20 protein-coding genes are annotated in these 18,112 nt (G+C 34.9%); 15 read left to right on the top strand and 5 right to left on the bottom strand.

The features are described 5' to 3' along the window. Window positions 1-5: 5 nt before the first annotated feature. Window positions 6-2,099: an AAA family ATPase gene (locus tag NADRNF5_RS02360; protein WP_048115297.1), complete on the bottom strand. Its 2,094-nt coding sequence runs from the start codon at window positions 2,097-2,099 to the stop codon at window positions 6-8. Window positions 2,100-2,202: 103 nt separating this feature from the next. Here NADRNF5_RS02360 and NADRNF5_RS02365 point away from each other — a divergent pair, with 103 nt between their 5' ends. Genes NADRNF5_RS02365 through NADRNF5_RS02380 form a run of 3 tightly spaced genes read left to right on the top strand, consistent with a single transcriptional unit; the run spans window position 2,203 to window position 4,104 of the window. After that, on the top strand, window positions 2,203-2,664 hold the full coding sequence (locus NADRNF5_RS02365) for a hypothetical protein (RefSeq protein WP_048115300.1): 462 nt from the start codon (window positions 2,203-2,205) through the stop codon (window positions 2,662-2,664). A gap of 46 nt (window positions 2,665-2,710) precedes the next feature. Beyond that, window positions 2,711-3,514 (top strand): RPC34 RNA polymerase subunit family protein, encoded by an 804-nt coding sequence (locus NADRNF5_RS10640; protein ID WP_052661858.1) that lies wholly within the window; start codon window positions 2,711-2,713, stop codon window positions 3,512-3,514. Then, window positions 3,511-4,104, top strand: a complete 594-nt coding sequence (locus NADRNF5_RS02380) for an RlmE family RNA methyltransferase (protein WP_048115302.1) — start codon at window positions 3,511-3,513, stop codon at window positions 4,102-4,104. The genes NADRNF5_RS10640 and NADRNF5_RS02380 overlap by 4 nt, the downstream gene beginning before the upstream one ends. Here NADRNF5_RS02380 and NADRNF5_RS02385 read toward each other — a convergent pair. Next, window positions 4,094-5,242, bottom strand: a complete 1,149-nt coding sequence (locus tag NADRNF5_RS02385; RefSeq protein ID WP_048115305.1) for a tRNA (guanine-N1)-methyltransferase — start codon at window positions 5,240-5,242, stop codon at window positions 4,094-4,096. The two genes, NADRNF5_RS02380 and NADRNF5_RS02385, sit on opposite strands and share 11 nt — an antisense overlap. Window positions 5,243-5,302: 60 nt before the next feature. Between NADRNF5_RS02385 and rnhB the strand changes: the two genes are divergently transcribed. Further along, complete coding sequence (rnhB, locus tag NADRNF5_RS02390) at window positions 5,303-5,923, top strand: ribonuclease HII (protein ID WP_048115308.1); 621 nt, start codon at window positions 5,303-5,305, stop codon at window positions 5,921-5,923. Here rnhB and NADRNF5_RS02395 read toward each other — a convergent pair. Together NADRNF5_RS02395 and NADRNF5_RS02400 are read right to left on the bottom strand one after the other, a co-directional pair. Then, entirely contained in the window at window positions 5,920-6,630 is a 711-nt protein-coding gene (locus NADRNF5_RS02395; RefSeq protein ID WP_048115310.1) for a fibrillarin-like rRNA/tRNA 2'-O-methyltransferase, read from the bottom strand. The two genes, rnhB and NADRNF5_RS02395, sit on opposite strands and share 4 nt — an antisense overlap. Continuing rightward, window positions 6,581-8,251 carry an NOP5/NOP56 family protein gene (locus NADRNF5_RS02400; protein ID WP_237089312.1) on the bottom strand — a complete coding sequence of 557 codons (1,671 nt, stop codon included), beginning with the start codon at window positions 8,249-8,251 and terminating at the stop codon, window positions 6,581-6,583. The genes NADRNF5_RS02395 and NADRNF5_RS02400 overlap by 50 nt, the downstream gene beginning before the upstream one ends. 43 nt (window positions 8,252-8,294) lie before the next feature. Between NADRNF5_RS02400 and NADRNF5_RS02405 the strand changes: the two genes are divergently transcribed. The 11 genes from NADRNF5_RS02405 to NADRNF5_RS02455 all read left to right on the top strand — a co-directional run bounded on the left by NADRNF5_RS02405 (window position 8,295) and on the right by NADRNF5_RS02455 (window position 16,979). Next, the gene (locus NADRNF5_RS02405) at window positions 8,295-9,248 is read left to right on the top strand and encodes a dihydroorotate dehydrogenase (protein WP_237089313.1); all 954 of its coding nucleotides are present in this window, start codon (window positions 8,295-8,297) and stop codon (window positions 9,246-9,248) included. Next, window positions 9,232-10,044, top strand: a complete 813-nt coding sequence (locus NADRNF5_RS02410) for a dihydroorotate dehydrogenase electron transfer subunit (RefSeq protein ID WP_048115316.1) — start codon at window positions 9,232-9,234, stop codon at window positions 10,042-10,044. The genes NADRNF5_RS02405 and NADRNF5_RS02410 overlap by 17 nt, the downstream gene beginning before the upstream one ends. A 51-nt stretch (window positions 10,045-10,095) precedes the next feature. After that, the gene (locus NADRNF5_RS02415; RefSeq protein WP_192828345.1) at window positions 10,096-11,820 is read left to right on the top strand and encodes a B12-binding domain-containing radical SAM protein; all 1,725 of its coding nucleotides are present in this window, start codon (window positions 10,096-10,098) and stop codon (window positions 11,818-11,820) included. Between the two features lie 40 nt (window positions 11,821-11,860). Next, a complete protein-coding gene (locus NADRNF5_RS02420; RefSeq protein ID WP_048115322.1) occupies window positions 11,861-12,043 on the top strand; it encodes a 30S ribosomal protein S30e in 183 nt (60 codons plus the stop codon). 82 nt (window positions 12,044-12,125) lie between these two features. Then, entirely contained in the window at window positions 12,126-13,346 is a 1,221-nt protein-coding gene (gene radA / locus NADRNF5_RS02425; protein WP_048115325.1) for a DNA repair and recombination protein RadA, read from the top strand. A 93-nt stretch (window positions 13,347-13,439) separates the two neighbouring features. Then, window positions 13,440-14,495 (top strand): dual-specificity RNA methyltransferase RlmN, encoded by a 1,056-nt coding sequence (gene rlmN, locus NADRNF5_RS02430; protein ID WP_048115328.1) that lies wholly within the window; start codon window positions 13,440-13,442, stop codon window positions 14,493-14,495. A gap of 57 nt (window positions 14,496-14,552) precedes the next feature. Then, complete coding sequence (locus NADRNF5_RS02435; RefSeq protein WP_048115331.1) at window positions 14,553-14,852, top strand: 50S ribosomal protein L21; 300 nt, start codon at window positions 14,553-14,555, stop codon at window positions 14,850-14,852. 1 nt (window position 14,853) lies between these two features. Continuing rightward, on the top strand, window positions 14,854-15,180 hold the full coding sequence (locus NADRNF5_RS02440; protein WP_048115334.1) for an RNA polymerase Rpb4: 327 nt from the start codon (window positions 14,854-14,856) through the stop codon (window positions 15,178-15,180). 20 nt (window positions 15,181-15,200) lie between these two features. Continuing rightward, window positions 15,201-15,767, top strand: a complete 567-nt coding sequence (locus NADRNF5_RS02445; protein WP_048115337.1) for a DUF655 domain-containing protein — start codon at window positions 15,201-15,203, stop codon at window positions 15,765-15,767. After that, window positions 15,764-16,471, top strand: a complete 708-nt coding sequence (rsmA, locus tag NADRNF5_RS02450) for a 16S rRNA (adenine(1518)-N(6)/adenine(1519)-N(6))-dimethyltransferase RsmA (RefSeq protein WP_048115339.1) — start codon at window positions 15,764-15,766, stop codon at window positions 16,469-16,471. Before NADRNF5_RS02445 ends, rsmA begins: the two co-directional genes overlap by 4 nt. Beyond that, entirely contained in the window at window positions 16,446-16,979 is a 534-nt protein-coding gene (locus NADRNF5_RS02455) for a HemK2/MTQ2 family protein methyltransferase (RefSeq protein ID WP_048115342.1), read from the top strand. The genes rsmA and NADRNF5_RS02455 overlap by 26 nt, the downstream gene beginning before the upstream one ends. Here the strand turns inward: NADRNF5_RS02455 and NADRNF5_RS02460 are convergent, their stop codons facing one another. After that, window positions 16,980-18,011, bottom strand: a complete 1,032-nt coding sequence (locus NADRNF5_RS02460) for an isocitrate/isopropylmalate dehydrogenase family protein (RefSeq protein WP_048115350.1) — start codon at window positions 18,009-18,011, stop codon at window positions 16,980-16,982. Window positions 18,012-18,112: the final 101 nt, after the last annotated feature.

The raw sequence follows: 18,112 nt of genomic DNA on the forward strand, positions 1-18,112 counted from the left end.
AAATCTTAAGCCTTGGCCTTTTGAAATTTAGTTGGGTCTGGCTTGGTTGCAATATTTTGATACTGTCTGATTCTTTCAGCAATTAATCTATACAATGATCTAAATTGATCCTTTGTTTTGTCTGTAAGAAAACCAGTGTCTTCAAGGGCAATCTTTTCACAAATGTATCTGGTGATCTCCTCATTATCAAATTCCCCCCAATCGTCTTCTCTGTGGTCTTGCCATATTTTTTTCAACTTTTCCAAAACTCCCTTACCCTCTTTAGATATGACTTCCTCGGGAGTAAGATTTGAAAATCCTTCACGCCTTAACTTTATTTCATAAGTCTGATTGACTGGATGCAAATAATCTTCTAGAGCGATATAATCTTCAATAGACTCTAGTTTCTTTCCTTCCCTTTCAAAGAATATGGTCTGAATAGATGAGAATTCATTTGATACTAGTTGAGCTGAAATTTGCTTTGATTCTTCAGAATTATCTAATAGAATAAATGTTCTATACCCATGATTTCTATAAAAAATTGCTAATGGTAAAACTGAATTTTTGTTATAAGCTGCTACAACATTAAGGGGATTCATTGAAATATTTGGATCCTGCAAGAATTTATCAAAAGCATTTAGATACATTGCATCAGACATTGTCTCCACAATTATTACTGGTCTGGAATTAGTTCCAATCTCTCTATCTACAATGGATTCAACTTGTCCTCTGGATAATCCATACAAAATTGGTGTTAATGTTTTATCATCAGCATTCCAATAATCATAAAAGATTCTACTAAGGTGTTTTCTTTTATCTAATTCTACCACTAGCAAGTTACCTGGTGTATAATCAAATATCATAAATGGGGAATGTGTTGCATACAAAACTTGGTTTGATCCTGCTAAATTTTTAAGCAAGTCTGAAATTCCCATTTGCTGAGTTGGATGAAGGTTTCTAGCAGGTTCATCTAAAAGCAAAAGTGCTTCTTTTAATTCTGCCCTCTGAGTTTCAGCTGCAAAGTTTACAATAAATGAAAATGTCCATTTGAATCCTTCTGCTCTTCTATTTAGTAACCCTGTGTTTGTTATAGTTCCATCTTTATGTACATCAGAAATTACTACGCTCATAATGTTACCTGGATTGTATCTCAAATCTACGTGAATTGGGTCTCCTTTCCATGCAGGGTTTAGTTTTTTGGTCAATCTATTGCTTGCAGCATTTAGGAGTTTGATACACTGTGAAGGACTTTCTTTTACTTCATCGAGTTCTTTCATGTCAAGTTCAGCAAGATAAAATAGATTTCTTACCGTTTCTGCTTTATCAAATTCTTCGATATATTCAATTGAATCTGCTCTTTCTCCTCTCTCTTCTCTTAGAAATTCATTAAGATTGATATTGCCATAAATTTTTTTGTAATCTGAGAAATAAACAAATCTTGGATGTAAATCAGAAGCAATGAAGTTTTCCAAGGCTGTTTTTATGCTTTCACCACTAAGTAAATTTGAAAATTGGTTTTCTGGATTTTCATAGATTTTTTCCCATTCTTCAATAACTTTTGGTTCTTGAATTGCAATTACATGGAACTGATTGCTAAATTCTGCCATTCCGCTATCAAAAGTTTCTTGGTTCTTTGGAACAGGTCCTTCAAAGAATTTTGTATCAATTTGTATTCTTAGATGATTTGGAATTGTATCCAAAAATCCTAATATTTGACTACAGAAATTCTCCCATGAGTTTATTCCTTGACTTTCATCTTCGCTAAGCTCAATATCTTCAAACTCGTATTGGACATTTGGTCTTCTGTTTGTTCTAACTAATTTAATTTTTTTAATTTCAGGCAAACTTGGAAATTTTTCTTTTATCAAATCTCGTTCATGTTGGTTTAGATCAAATTCTCCTTCTGCTAATCTTATCTCGTTTTTTAACTCCTCATCCATCTCATCACATAGATCTAACTCTGAGACCTGCTCGTCTCTATTTAGCAAGGTCAGTGCCTGAAGTATGGTTGTTTTTCCACTTTCATTTCTGCCTACAAAGGCAGCTAAATCCCCAACTGTAATCTCTCCAGAATCATGGATACAACGATATGCTCTAACCCTGAATTTTCTAAGTCGCATCTAGCGATATTTAGTTGTCTACGATTTAACTCATTCGTCAAATTGATCTGGAGTTTCAAATTTTGCTAAATAGATATAAGGGAATTGCAGATTTTAAAACAAAATGGTGTCAAAAAGAATTTTTCTAGTATTTGTCTTACCTGTAATATTTTCAGTAGTATTTGGAACTGCTGTAATGAATGATATTTTGGAAAAACCTGGCAGGGAATTAAACATGTGGCCAATGTCTTTTTCTGAAGGATTTTCAACCCATAAATCTTCGATTGAAATAATTGATCTTGCAAAACTATACACTACATCCACACCTGTAGAAATTCAAATTAAAATCAATGATTCCTCTTTTGATTGTGGGGATCTATATGTCACGATTTATTCTTCAACAAATGATGTAGTTACTCAGGGTGGGTACTTTGAGCAGTGCTTTGGTGAAGGAATGGGAACAATCCCAATTAATGATAATTTCTCTAAAACCATTGACTCTCCAGGCTCATATGAGATTGTAGCAGAAATGGTTTCAAAACAGTTGGAGACTATTTCAACTAGGGGAACATTTACTGTTAAATAGGCATGAATTTTTCTATGATAAATAAGAACTTGAATATGGTGATTTGATGGCAAAGAAAAAAGATACTCTAACTGATGAAGCTGCAAAAATTAAAGCAGAACTAGATGAATTAAAAAAGAAAAAGAAAGTTCTAGATTCATCACCCAAGAAAAAAGCTGAAGCAAAACCAGCAAAGAAAAAAGCTGAAGCAAAACCAGCAAAGAAAAAAGCTGAAGCAAAACCAGCAAAGAAAAAAGCTGAAGCAAAACCAGCAAAGAAAAAAGCTGAAGCAAAACCAGCAAAGAAAAAAGCTGAAGCAAAACCAGCAAAGAAAAAAGCTGAAGCAAAACCAGCAAAGAAAAAAGCTGAGCCAAAGCCACCAAAAGTGAAAAAATTAACTAAAAAAGAATTAGAAGAAGCTAAAAGAGAAGCAGAAAAAACTATAGAAGAAGAATTAGAAGAACAACTCACTGATGAAGAAATTGAAAATTTTCAAATCGAAAAAGTTGACATGGAGAGACTCACAAACAAAGTCTGTGATATTCTTGCAGAACGTGAATCTGAAGGAATGTTTCAAAGTGAACTCTGGAAAAAACTCAAACTCACAAGTCGTGATGGCTCTCGTTTATCCTTAAAGCTTGAAAGAATGGGAACGATCTATAGAGAAAAACTCTTGGAGAAAGGACGTTGGACTTACAAATTAATTTTAAAGAAAACTCCAATCAGTACTCAATCAATTGAAAATGCACCATGCTTGGTTTGCCCTGTTGAACAAAAATGCTCACTTGAAGGTGAAATCAGTCCTAGAAACTGCCAATTCATTGAAGACTGGGTAATTGCTGAGATGAAAAAACCTGCGAAGGCCAAATGAAATTAATTGATGCTCGAAAAGATCATTATAGAAGATTAGCTCACGAACAAGGTTATCGAAGTAGAGCTGCATTCAAACTTCAGGAATTAAACAAATCTTATCGTATTATTGGTCCTGGATTCTACGTACTTGATCTTGGTTGTGCTCCTGGTGGTTGGACTCAGATGGCTGTAAAATTGGCAGGAAATCAAGGCAAAGTAATGGGTGTTGATTTATCTTATGTTGAAGAAATTCCAGGAGCTCATATTATTCGAGAAAATATTGAAGATGAGCATGTAATTGACGAGGTGATGACATATTTTGGACGTAAAGTCAATGCAGTCGTTTGTGATTTATCTCCTCAAGTTAGTGGGAATTGGTCAGTTGATCATGCTAAACAAATCTCATTGAATTATGATTGCACCAAAATTATGGACAAGGTTTTAGCAAAAAAAGGTAATGCTGTTTTCAAAGTTTTTGACGGTGAGTATTCTATGGAATTCAGAGACTATGTCAAGAAAAAATTTTCTAGAATAAATTTAACAAAACCTAGCGCAAGTAGAAAACAAAGTAGTGAATTGTATCTTGTTTGTTTAGGATTTATTGGATAGACTGAAATATTTTAATTATTTCATTAATACTGGCATTTGTTCTAAATCCTGTTGGACTAAATGATGTGCTGCTAGCTTGAAAATTATTTTTTTGTAAATTTAAAATTGCATTTTCAAGTTTAGGTGGTGATGATTTCATTTTTGATGCAACCTCATCAAGTGTAAAATAAGTAACTGGCATATCTGATTCTCCAAGACATTTGCCAAGGGTCTTCTCACAATTTTTATCTATTTCTAAATTTGGAACTTCAAGAACCATGTTTTGAATAAACTCTCTGTCAAAAATTTTTCCTATCCATAAAGGACCTGCAATACTAATTTCTTGATTACACAAATCACACTCTTTTTGTTGATCTAATGATATTTTTCTATGGCCGCATTTCTTGCAGTGTAAAATATATCCTAAATTTTCTTTTTGATCTGGTCTGTTTAGAACTTTGACATAAGTTCGATAGTAATGCATTTCACTTTCTACAAATAATGGGATGATTTCTACTCCTAATCTTCCTGCAACTACTCTGAGACAACCTAAAATCAGTCTTATTGCTATTTCATTTCCGTATTCTGTTCTTACTGGAATACCTCCGTACTTTCTCTTACATGCACTCTGAAAAAGTCCATTTAGAACTTGAAGATCCGTGGCTGCAGTTGATAAAATCCCTCCATGCATAGTTGCTCTAATCCCACAATCAAAAAATGCCGCGGGAGAACCAAAGGGATCGATATCAACAATAGAGCCCCTATTACCTTTTTTTGAATATCTACTCAAAAATCTACATACTTCTTTTTCAGAAAATTCAATATTTTTTAAATTATTTAGATTTGCAGAATATTCTGCCATTTTAAGGGCACTGGGATTAAGATCATTTATTACAATTTTTTCAACTTCTAATTCTTTTCCAACTCTCAATCCTCTTGCACCAATTCCCGATAACCCTTCTAAGAAAATTTTTGGTCCTTGAAAGTTTTTTAGAAAAGCTGCATATGCAATAATTGAAAAATCTCTATTCACTTTTGCTTTTGGATTAAAGAATGCGGGTTTTTTCGGTGGAACTTTATCGGTAATTGATTTTTTTGGAACTAGTAGTTTTGTTTTACCTTCAACTATTTCTTGAAAAGTTTCATCTGGAAATTCCAATTGTTTTTCATTTTTCCTAATCGTATAACGGTTTAATACTTGTGCTTTAAGACACAATTCGTGCAAATTTGTGGTGTTGATGATGCTGGACGTGGTCCTATGTTGGGCCCTTTAGTAATAGCTGGTGTGTCAATAGATAAAAAAAATATTAAAAAATTAAGCGCATTAGGGGTAAAAGATTCAAAAAAACTCACTCCTAAATTACGTGAACATCTATACAAAAAAATTATTGAAATTGTGGATGATTATTACATTGCAAAAATATCTCCTAGATTAATTGATGCCAGTGTAAAGAAGCACTGTCTAAATGGATTAGAAGCAAAATACATGGCAAAAGTAGTTTCAAAATTAAATCCAGACATTTCATATGTTGATTCTTGCGATGTTAATCCCTCTAGATTTGGAAAAGAAATTTCTAAACTATCTGAAAACCATAAAATAAAATCATATCATCGTGCAGATAGTAGATTTTTAGTAGTTGCTGCAGCCTCTATTCTTGCTAAAGTTACAAGGGATAAAGCAATTGCCAAGTTGAAAAAAAATTATGATTTGGGTAGTGGATACCCTTCAGACTCTGTTACAGTAAAATTTGTCACTAAATATTATAAAAATAATCACGTCCTGCCTAATTTTGTGCGTAAAAGCTGGAAACCCGTTATGAAGATTACTGGAAAAAATTAGTTTTTATATTTTGCAATTACCATGGCATGATCTTTATCATATGGATGCAAATCAATTGATTGCAAAATATCGAAATTCTTTTTTAGCTTCTCAGTTTCTTCTTCAATAATTCTTCTTGGTGATTTTGTAACATCAATACTACGTGTTTTAATTACTAGAAAGAAGTATCCGCCTTTTTTAAGATACATCTCACAATTATCTAATGCAATTTGTGTTTGATCTGGCTGGGCTATGTCAACATATACAATGTCAACTTTTCCAAATACTGAAAAGTATTCTTTTGGTTTTCTTGCGTCTTGAAGTATTGGAATGATGTTTTTTCTATACGATGCAACTCTGTCAAGAAAGTCTCTTGCTACTCTACTTGCATGCTCCACTCCAAAAACTATTCCACTAGGACCTACAATATCTGAAATATGACTGACAGTAGTTCCTGTTGATGCCCCTAAATACAGAACTATACTTTTATTTTCAAATGGAAAATATTCGAGATCATTCATTACAGCTGCTGCTAATTTACTTCTAAATGCATCCCATAATCTGTATTCTATTCCTTTTTTGATGATTAATTTTTCTTTATAGACTTGGTTTCCAGGAACTAAATTTTCAGTAGCTAGTTTTCTTTCGCCTTCTGATTTTATCCAATAATATGATTGGTTATCTTCTTCCAAACTTTTTTCTCTTTTTATTTGAATCTGGTCTTTCATTTCTTGAACCGCCTTCTTCTCTTCTTCTATCTCCACCTTCTCTTCTTCTATCTCCACCTTCTCTTCTTCTATCTCCACCTTCTCTTCTTCTATCTCCACCTTCTCTTCTTCTATCTCCACCTTCTCTTCTTCTATCTCCACCTTCTCTTCTTCTATCTCCACCTTCTCTTCTTCTATCTCCACCTTCTCTTCTTCTATCTCCACCTTCTCTTCTTCTATCTCCACCTTCTCTTCTTCTATCTCCACCTTCTCTTCTTCTATCTCCACCTTCTCTTCTTCTATCTCCACCTTCTCTTCTTCTATCTCCACCTTCTCTTCTTCTATCTCCACCTTCTCTTCTTCTATCTCCACCTTCTCTTCTTCTATCTCCACCTTCTCTTCTTCTATCTCCACCTTCTCTTCTTCTATCTCCACCTTCTCTTCTTCTATCTCCACCTTCTCTTCTTCTATCTCCAAAGTTTCCCCCATCACGCCTAAACTCTTGAGGTTTTCTCAAATCTTTTTCAGTTGGATTTTCATACTTTTTGCCAATCTCATCTACTCTGATGTTGAGTTTTTCAAGTAGAGTTTGGTTTAGTCCTTCTCCGTAGACATCTACTCTAGCAGCAATTACTGCTTTGGCAGCAACTGCTCTGGCAATTTTTCCTCTTTGCCATCTAGGAGCTGCATGAACCATGGCATGTTGAAATAGTAATCCATGTTTGGGTGGTTGAGAGCCTGTCTTCAATGATCTAAACAATGCTTTTTCAGCTCCTAATACTTGGATTGTGCTAGCCGGTAGGGATGCTAACCTCTTGAGACTTCCTGCTCTGCCTAAAATTCTTGCTCCTACTGCACTTCCTAGAATTGCAGAAAGGTTAGGTGCAATCTCTTGCATGGCAGTCTCAACATGCTCTTCAAGTTTTTTACGTAATTCATGAAAGTCTAAAATTTGTTTTGCAATTGATTGAACTATAGCTAAATTGACATCTGAAATATCTCCCCCTCTACTTTTTGAGGAAATTAATAATAACATCTCAACTTTTGATTCTGGGAATCCTGCTTCTTCAAATACTTGTTTTGTTAATGATTCCCGTTTTCCTGCAAGTACGATTTGTGCATATCCATTAATGCTGTCAATAATGTTGTCTAATTCTGGAAAGTGTAATCCGTACCATTCTCGAAGTCTTGAACTTAAACCATTTGCAATCTTGTCAATTTCATCTAATGAATTAATTGCTTGAATGATGTGAAGATCTGGACTTTCAGAAACTTCTGTAACTTTAGATGATGATATTCCTAAAGCAAACTCTCTTAGTTTTCCCAAAGTGTCCTGTAAATTAGATGCAAAACCTGAATCTACAATTATCTGAGGTTTTGTTGCTTGAACATTATCTAATTGTGTAGCATCCATCAAATAACAATCAATTGAAAATTTTTTTAAAATTGCAAGTAATGCTTCGTCACTTACAGAAACTCCTCTTTGAATTGAAGCTAAATAATTGATCAATTCATTTAATTTCGATTCTCTATTTTTTACTAAAAGATACTCTTTAACTGGATTTGAGAAAGGAAATGCTTTTTCAAGCTTGTCATCATTGAAAACTGAAATTCCCAATTCTGTTAATATCACAGAATACATGACTAGTTGATTCTAAATCACCTTTAAAAAAGGTACCAGAATCGTGAATCAACTATTATATTCGAAACTAAGTTCATTATTCAAAGTGGAACCTAGTCTTGCAACTTCCATAGGTAAAATTCAATTAGATAAGCCTATGATGCTGGCATCTGGAATTTTAGGTATATCTTTGGATGTTTTTAATCGATTATATCGTTCAGGTGCAGGTGCAGTTGTAACAAAATCACTTAGTACTGAACCCTGGGAGGGATATCCAAACCCAACAATCTTTAGCGTAAAAGGTGGTGGCTGGATAAATGCTGTGGGTCTCTCAAATCCTGGAGCCACGAATTTTGCTAAAATGATTGAATCAAATCAAACTGTTCCAATTGTAGTTAGTTTAGTTGGTTCTATTCCTGAAGATTTTGAGTTTATGATAAAGCAATTTGAAAATTGTAAAGTTACAGCATATGAGCTAAATTTGTCCTGTCCTCACGTTGCCAAAGTCGGTTTAGAAGTTGGTGATGATCCAGAATTAGTTAGGAAAATTGTAACGACATCTAAAAATTCAACTGATGTTCCTATAATTGCCAAAGTCGGTTTAGGTACTACACATTATCTTAATACTGTAAGTACAGCAATTGATTCAGGAATTGATGCCATCACTGCAATCAATACCGTTAGAGCCATGGCTATTGATGTTGAAACACAGCGACCTATTCTTAGTAATAAATTTGGAGGATTGTCTGGAACTCCGATTAAACCTATTGCATTGAGATGCGTATATGAGATTTCTTCAAAATATGATATTCCGATAATTGGCTGTGGTGGTGTTTCAACATGGGAAGATGCAGTAGAATTTTTCTTGGCAGGTGCATCTGCAATTCAACTTGGCAGTGCAATTGGTGATAATTGGATTGATGTATTTGGTGAAATCAATAATGGCATACTCGAATATATGAAAAGAAAAAATTATTCCTCAATAAAGGATATGGTGGGACTTGCAAAGAAATCATAATCATACAACAATTGTTACTATTGAAAAAGTAATTGATGAAACACCTACTGTTAGAACTCTTGTCTTTTCAGATGATCTAATGTCAAATGTACTTCCTGGACAATTTGCAATGGTTTGGATTCCTGGAATTAATGAATTACCAATGAGTGTAATGATCTCCAACGAACCTGGGAAAGCCGCATTTACTGTAAGAAAACATGGTCCAGCTTCTACTGGATTATTTAATATCAAAGAAGGACAACAAATTGGAATTCGTGGTCCTTATGGAAATTCATTTGATCTAAAAAAAGGAAAACTTTTGCTAGTGGGTGGGGGGACTGGCCTTGTTCCAATGATGCGATTACTTTCATTTGTAAAACCAACAGATGATGTGACTGTACTAATAGGTGCAAAATCAAAAGATGAAGTTTTCTTTGAAGACTTTGCAAATAGTATGTTGGAGAAAAATCCTCACAAAGTACTAGTTTCAACTGATGATGGAAGCTATGGTGAAAAAGGATTTGTCACTGATTTAGTTGAAAAACTGGTCAATGAATCTCATTATGATGGAGTCTATGTTTGTGGTCCTGAAATAATGATGTACAAAACTGTCCAGTCTGCGCATTCTAGAGGCATGTTTGTTCAAGCAAGTCTTGAGAGAATGATGAAATGCGGTGTTGGGATTTGTGGAAGCTGCTGTGTTGGAGAAGACCTCGTTTGCAGGGATGGTACTGTCTTTGATGGTGAACATCTTTCTTCAAACAAGGAATTTGGTCATTTTTACAGAAATAAGGCTGGAATTTTAGAAAAATACTGAATTCCACTAGCAAGGTTTAAAATAAATCACAAAATTATTTCCATGAAGGAAATGGGAACTCCAAAAATTGTTTTAACTGCAGACAGAACTTTAATGTCGCCATATCGAGGGCTTTCATTAGCTACATTTTTTGGATGTGCACCTGCACTAGACCCTAATCGTGACAAAAGCAGTTTTTGGTACAAAATTCTTGGAAAACAAGTAACTCCGAAAATCCTGTTTGATTTTATTTGTAATTATATTCCTCACACAAATGGTGTTGCAAATTATGCACCATATGGTTTGAGAAAATTAGAAGCTGGTTTGCTCCGAGATGGATTTAGCAGACAAGATGTAGTTGTTGCACATCCAGATCATATTGAGCAATTCATTGGTCCTGAAACTGAAGTTGTTGGAACATATGAGATGGATCCTCTTGGCATGGGTCCTGTAACAATGACATTTACTTATGGTCGAAAACAAACATCTTATGATGAATTTTACAATACTGAATTACATCATAGAATCAAAGCTGCTAAATTAAAAACTGGCAGTAAGGCAAAAGTAATTTCAGGTGCATCTGGAACTTGGCAATACAATTACGATCCAGAAAAAATTGAAGAGTTTGGCATCTATGCAATTCTAGAGGGAGAGTTAGGTGGTATTGCACCTGAAATTGATGGACATGCTGGAAGATTCTTCAATTATTTGATTAATGGTGACTTTGAAAATATGGATCCTTTCAGAAAGAGAAGTGACTTTAAAGTTAACATTAAAGAATTTGAAAGAAATGGAAAAAAAATCCATGGACGATTTGTTAATTTCTGGGATAGACCTGAACTAGAAGAAATTCCTGATATTGTAGAACCTAGTATGCATGGAATGGTAGAGGTAATGCGTGGATGTGGTAGAGGTTGTAAATTCTGTGACGTTACATTAAGATCATTGAGATACTATTCTCCTGAAAAAGTCAAAAGAGAAATTGAAGTTAACATCAAGAAAGGTGGCTCAAAATCTGCTTGGATTCACAGTGATGATATCTTCGTTTACGGAATGGATCCTAGAACTGCAAAAGGAATGGAACCAAACAGAGAAGCCCTAGAAGAATTATTCACTGCAATCATGTCAACTGGTGTTGAACACACAAACCCAACACATGGAACATTGGCTGGAGCAATTGCCGATGAAAAACTAATTCCAAATCTTTCTAAAATCATTAAAGCTGGACCTGACAACATGATTGGCGTTCAAGCTGGATTTGAAACTGGTAGTCTTAGACTAATTGGTAAATATGCTGATAGAAAACTTGCACCTTATGATCCATCTGAATGGCATTGGGTTGTCAAAGAAGGTGTCAAGACATTGAATCAAGATTATTGGATTCCTGCATTCACATTAATTATGGGTCTTGACAATGATGAAACTCCTGAAGACTCTTGGGAGACAATTCGTTTGCTTAGTGAACTTGAGCATGAACAACCTGATTCCATGTTTACTGCAACTGCACTAACCTTTGTTCCTATAGGCTTGTTAGAAAAATCTGATTTCTTCAATATTGGAAATGAAATGACTCCTGCTCAGCTAGGAGTTCTTTACAAGACCTGGCAGCACAATTTCAAATATGGTATTCAAAAATTCATGACCAAAACTGGCTCTAAAGGTCCTCAAAGATACTTCTTTAACGCCATTGCAAGATCTCTTGGTGGTGTTCCATTAGGTGCAATGGAGAGATATGCACGTAGAAAGAGTAAGGAACACGAACAAGTTATTGAGACTGTAAAGGCCAAATACTGGTAGTCATACAAATACATAAATTCACTAATTCCTATTTTAAAACATGGCAACACACGGTTCACTTACCAAAGCAGGTAAAGTAAGAGGACAGACACCAAAAGTTGAAGGTAGAAAGATTGTAGGTACTAGTTCTAGTCTTAGAAACAAAAGTAACTTCAAAAAACGATTTGTCCTTGGTAGATTCCCTGGACAGAACAAACCTGGACAAAGAAGAAAGAGACGTTAGTCAATTTTTACTAAAATTTATCATTTTACGATCTAATTCTGAAACAATACTCTTATAAAGTACTGGTACCGTACCATACGGTATGGTAGAAGATTTAAGATTAGATAGTTTAGAGGGCGTAGGTCCTGTAACTACAAGAAAATTATCCGATGCAGGTGTCCACAACGTCATGGATCTCATCGTCAGAGGTCCAGTCGAAATTGCAGACATAACTGGAATGGAAAAGGACACTGCTGAAAAAATTGTCAATAAAGCCCGACAGCACTTAGTTGATGGGGGATTAATTGCCAAACACTTTGTTAGTGCAAGTGAAATTTACAAACACCGACAAAGTATTGGTAAAATTACAACTGGTACAAACTGCCTTGATACATTATTTGATGGTGGTATTGAGACTCAAGCCTTAACAGAAGTTTATGGTGAATTTGGTTGTGGTAAAACACAATTTGCTCATACAATGTCTGTAATGGTTCAAAAAACCAAAGAAGAAGGTGGTCTTGAAGGCAGTGTTTTGTATATTGATACTGAAAACACTTTCCGACCTGAAAGAATTGTATCTATTGCAAAAGCCCATGATATGGATCCTGAAAAAGTTCTAGACAACATCATAGTTGCTCGTGCATATAACAGTGCACACCAAGTGTTGATTCTAGAAGAAGCTGGTCCTATAATTGAAGAAAACAATGTTAAACTAATTGTTGCAGATTCTGCAGTTGGATTGTTCCGTGCTGAATATCTCGGAAGAGGAACATTGTCAGTCAGACAACAAAAACTCAATCATTTTGTTCATTTGCTATCTAGAATTGCAGAAACATACAACTGTGCTGCAATTGCAACCAACCAAGTTATGGCATCACCTGATGTCTTCTTTGGAGATCCAACACGACCTATTGGTGGAAACGTAGTTGCACATACTAGTACCTACAGAATCTACTTTAAGAAATCAGGTAAGAAGCGAATTGCTAGAATGGTAGATAGTCCTCACCACCCTGAAGAGGAAGTAATCTTTGCTCTAGGCGAAGCAGGAGTAATCGATCCTGAAGAAGCTGATAAAAAGACCAAAAAGACTACCAAAAAAGCAAAAGCAGCAAAAGAGCCAAAGGTAGAGGCTACCGTGGAAGCACCTGAAGTAGAGGCTACCGTGGAAGCACCTGAAGTAGAGGCTACCGTGGAAGCACCTGAAGTAGAGGCTACCGTGGAAGCACCTGAAGTAGAGGCTACCGTGGAAGCACCTGAAGTAGAGGATGCTGTAAAATCTACAGTAGACCCTGAATTAGATGATTCAGAACCAATTGAAGAGTAACTCTTCTCCTTTCTCTTCAATTCTTTTTGAATTCTCTTTTATTTTCAATACTATTGATTAAATTATAATATCATTTGAGACTGTCAATACATAATGACTGATCTGTATCGTTTACTTCCAGAAGAGATGGAGAAATTAGTAATTGATATGGGTTATCCTAGATATCGTGCAGATCAAATTTTGCTTCCATTATATTACAAATTCCCCAAAGACATCAACGACATACCACAACTCCCAAAAAAATTAAGAGAAGAACTTGTTGAATCTGGATACACTATTGGTTCTGCAAAAGAAACTCATAGAGTTGTAAGTGATGATGGTGATACAACAAAGCTTCTACTTGATCTAAATAACGACAACGCAGTAGAAACTGTTCTGATGCAATATCCTTCATCGAAACTTGGAGGACATCCAAGATCAACTATTTGTGTTTCTACTCAAATTGGTTGCGCAATGGGTTGTGTGTTTTGTGCAACAGGACAAATGGGTTTTAAAACAAATCTTGCTGCAGAACATATTGTATCTCAAGTAATTCATTTTGCAGAAATTCTGGAAAAACGAGGAGAACATGTAACGAATTTGGTATTTATGGGAATGGGAGAACCAATGGCAAACTATGATGAGATGATCAGAGCAATACGAATTCTAACACATGATAGAGGATTTGGACTTGGACAACGACACATAACAATTTCTACAATAGGTATTGTATCAGGAATCGATAAACTAGCAGAAGAAAATTTGCAAATTGGTCTTGCTATATCACTGCATTCTCCAAACAACAAATTGCGAAAAGAACTAGTTCCAACTGCAGGACCAAATTCTGTTGAGGATATTATTGAGGCAGGAAGACGTTATTTCAAAAAGACTGGAAGGCGTGTGACATTTGAGTATGCGCTGATGGATGGAATTAATGATTCTGCTGAAATAGCAGAAGAATTGGCTAAACTTTTGAAAGGAAATGGCTCTCATGTCAATCTGATTCCAATAAATCCCACTGCTGGTGATTTTAAACGCCCATCAAAAAATAGAGTTCATGAATTTGAGCGAATTTTATCAAATGCAGGGGTGAATTGCACCATTCGTGTGGAAAAAGGAACTGAGATCTCAGCTGCATGCGGGCAACTGAGAACTGACATTATTGGGTGATTTTTTCCAAATCCTGTTCTAAGTCTTAAAATAGGGCTTTCGGAGATTTGACACTTAATGGCAACTAAAAAATCTCATGGTCGTTCACATGGATTTAAGCACAAATCAAGATCCGTTATGAAAAAGGATTCTCCAAGAGGAGTCTCATTCCTGTTACGTGAATACCAAGAAGGTCAACAAGCACTTGTCATTATTGATCCTAGACAACACAAAGGACTGCCACACAGAAGATACCACGGCAAAGTGGGTCGTATTACAAATGTTGGCAGACGTGCAATCACCCTTGATGTCAAATTGGGTGATAAAACGAAAACCTTAATCACTAGATTGGATCACATTAAACCATTCGGTGTATGATATGGAAGAAGTACAAAAGAAACAAGCCATTTCTCTTTCAGAAGTTAAAGAAATCTTAGGTAAAGTTGATCCTGAGGATATGGATCAAATTCAGCGATGGACCTATGACTATGTTTCAAAATTTGCGACAATTGAATCAAAAGATGCAAAGGATATGAAAAAACAACTCATCAAAGAATGTGAACTAACAGAAGATGAAGCTGTTGAAATTGTAAACATTAGACCTACAAGTTTGGCTGAACTACGTTCATTTACATTCGGCTGGAAAAAACTAATTCTTGCTGAAACTCTAGAAAAAATGCTCAATATAATCAAGGGGCATTCCTGAGTTTTTCGGAGAATTTTATTTTGTATAGGGCACAATCCCCACCTAGAAAATATGAGGAACATGCTTATGTTTTGGATTTTAATTCTAGAGGGAAATCATCTACTGTAAGAGGACGAGAAGGAATTATTGTTACAGCAATAGGCGAAGACCGTTTAACTCTTTTAGAAATTCTTGGAATTCCAAATTCTACTTTTGAGATAGGTGAGAAAATCTATATCGGAAAAGATGGGAGAACTAAAGTTCTCTCAGTACTGGGAAAGATGGAATATGATAAAATCTCTTCATCTGCACAAAGCGAATTGCCAACAGTTGTAGAAAATATTGTAACTAATAATGAATCTAAATTTGTAGAATACCTCAACAAAGCGCAACCATTAACACCAAGAATACATGCTTTAGAACTAATTCCAGGAATTGGAAAGACCTACATGAAAACAATGCTTGAAGAACGAGAAAAGAAAAAATTTGAAAGCTATGCTGATTTACAAGAAAGAGTCGGATTCAAAGAACCAGTTAAACATATTTCAGAACGAATCATGGATGAAATTACTGGCGAAAGCAGAATGAATCTCTTTGTTAAGAGATGATAAAACGAAAACGGTTCGGACAACACTTTCTCAACTCAAATTCTATATCTCAAAGCATTGTTTCTGAGGCTAAAATTACTAAAAATGACGTTGTTTTTGAACTGGGAACGGGATTGGGCATCCTAACTCCACTGCTGTGTGAAAATGCAAGCAAGGTAATCTCAGTTGATGTAGACGAGCAACTAACCAAAAACGCACAATCTAAATTTTCAAACATTGAAAATTTGGTTTTAAAATCAGGTGATGGTTTCAAGTCAAAAGAACCTTTCACAATTTTTGTCTCAAATCTTCCATATTCTAAGAGTAAAGAGGCAATAGAGTGGCTTGCACAATCTTCATTTTCTCATGGAGTGATAATGGTCCAAAAGGAATTTGCAGAGAAATTATTTGCAAAATCATCAAAAAAACGCAAGGCAGTAAGCGTCATAGCTGATTACTCTTTTGAAATAAAGATTCTCTCAAATGTAGGGAAAAACAATTTTTCACCCCCTCCAAAAGTTGATTCTGTAATTTTAAAAATTGTTAAAAAAAATGTAATGAGTAAGGATCTAATACACACAATCAACAAAATTTTTTCATATAGGAGAAAGACTGTAAAAAATATTTTAAAACAATTCAATAAGGAAAGTGAAATAGATAAAAGAGTCGATGATCTTTCTGGAGATGAAATAATTAATCTTGCAAACCAAATTCTTAAAAAATGAAGAATACCCTCCTTCAGAGGATACCTTCTTCATTGTAAAAAACATTGAAGATGAAAAAGGAGACAATGCCTTGGATATTGGTAGTGGTTCTGGATATCTGACAAAATTACTATCTGAGAATTTTTCTCTTGTAGTTGGAACTGACATTAATTATGCAGTACTAAAGGATCAAACCTACAAAACAGAAAATATTGTTTGCTGTAGTGGCTCTGATGCACTAAAAATAAAATTTGATTTCATTGTATGCAACTTACCCTATCTTGCAACTGATGAAATACTAGATATTGCAACAGATGGTGGTGCAGAAGGATTTGAGATTCCAAAAAAAATATTTGATTCTGTAATTAACAATATTGCAGAAAATGGAAAATTTGTATTTGTGACATCGTCGTTATCTAACTATCAAAAATTAATTGACTATGCTCAAAAATTAGGCTTGAAAACGCGAATTATGGCAAAAAAGAAACTATTCTTTGAGGAATTAATTCTAGTAGAGGCTACTAACTAATTATTTTCTTAGATTATCTTTTGCATATGTGATAATTGCATCTGTCATTTGTGTAGTTGATGCATTGCCTCCGATATCCCATGTCACTGTTTTTCCTTCATTGATTACTTGGTATGTTGCATCAAATATTGCATCTCTGATATCTTTTTCACCGAGATATTCTGCCATCCAAGCTCCTGATAGAACAGTTGCAGTTGGATTTACTTTATTTTGTCCTGCAAATTGTGGTGCACTTCCATGTGCTGCTTCAAACATTGCGAAATTATCTCCCATGTTTGCAGAATAAATTAATCCAATAGATCCTACTAATCCTGAAGCTAATTCTGAAATAATATCCATGAACAAATTGGTACTCACAAGAACTGCACCATTGAACTGCTCAGGGGCTACTACCATTTGCTGTGCCATGTTGTCGATGTAAATCTCTGATAATTCCACATCTGTTCCCTCAACTGCTTTTTGGGCACAATTCCAAAAAATTCCGTCTGTCTCTTTTAGAATATTCCTTTTTGTAATTGCAACCATTTTTTTCATATTGTTTTGTTTTGCCCATTTCATTGCAGAATTTAGAAATCTGTCACAACCTTGTCTTGTAATTTTTCTAATTGCAATTGCGGCATCTTCATTAATCCTTGCCTCAACACCTGTGTACAATCCTTCTGTTGCTTCTCTAAAACATACACAGTCAAGTTTTCTATTAGGTGTTAATCTATCATAAGTTTTAGTTGGTCTGATGTTAGAATATAATTCAAATTTTTGACGCAGAGTAACTGCTACACTTCTTGGGGCTCCTGGAACTGGAATGGTTGTGGTTGGTCCCTTAAAGCAGGCATCAGATTCTTCTAAAATCTTGATTGTCTCATCAGGGATGTATGATTTGTCTTTTCTTCCATTTTTTCCCCATTGCTCAGAGCCTGCCTCACAAAGAATAATCTCTGATTGGGTGTTGCATTCTCTTAGAACTTTGAGCATTGATTCTACAACTTCAGGACCGATACCGTCTCCTTTCATTACTGCTGCTTTTTTACTCAAAACTGAATATTTTTGAGGAGTTTATTATTTAATTCTACCTTGAAATTCATTTTACATCTACATATTTTCTATAGTGATGATTTAATACCTAATTTGCTAAT

The sequence above is a fragment of the Nitrosopumilus adriaticus genome, from assembly GCF_000956175.1.
GTDB classification, from domain to species: Archaea; Thermoproteota; Nitrososphaeria; order Nitrososphaerales; family Nitrosopumilaceae; genus Nitrosopumilus; species Nitrosopumilus adriaticus.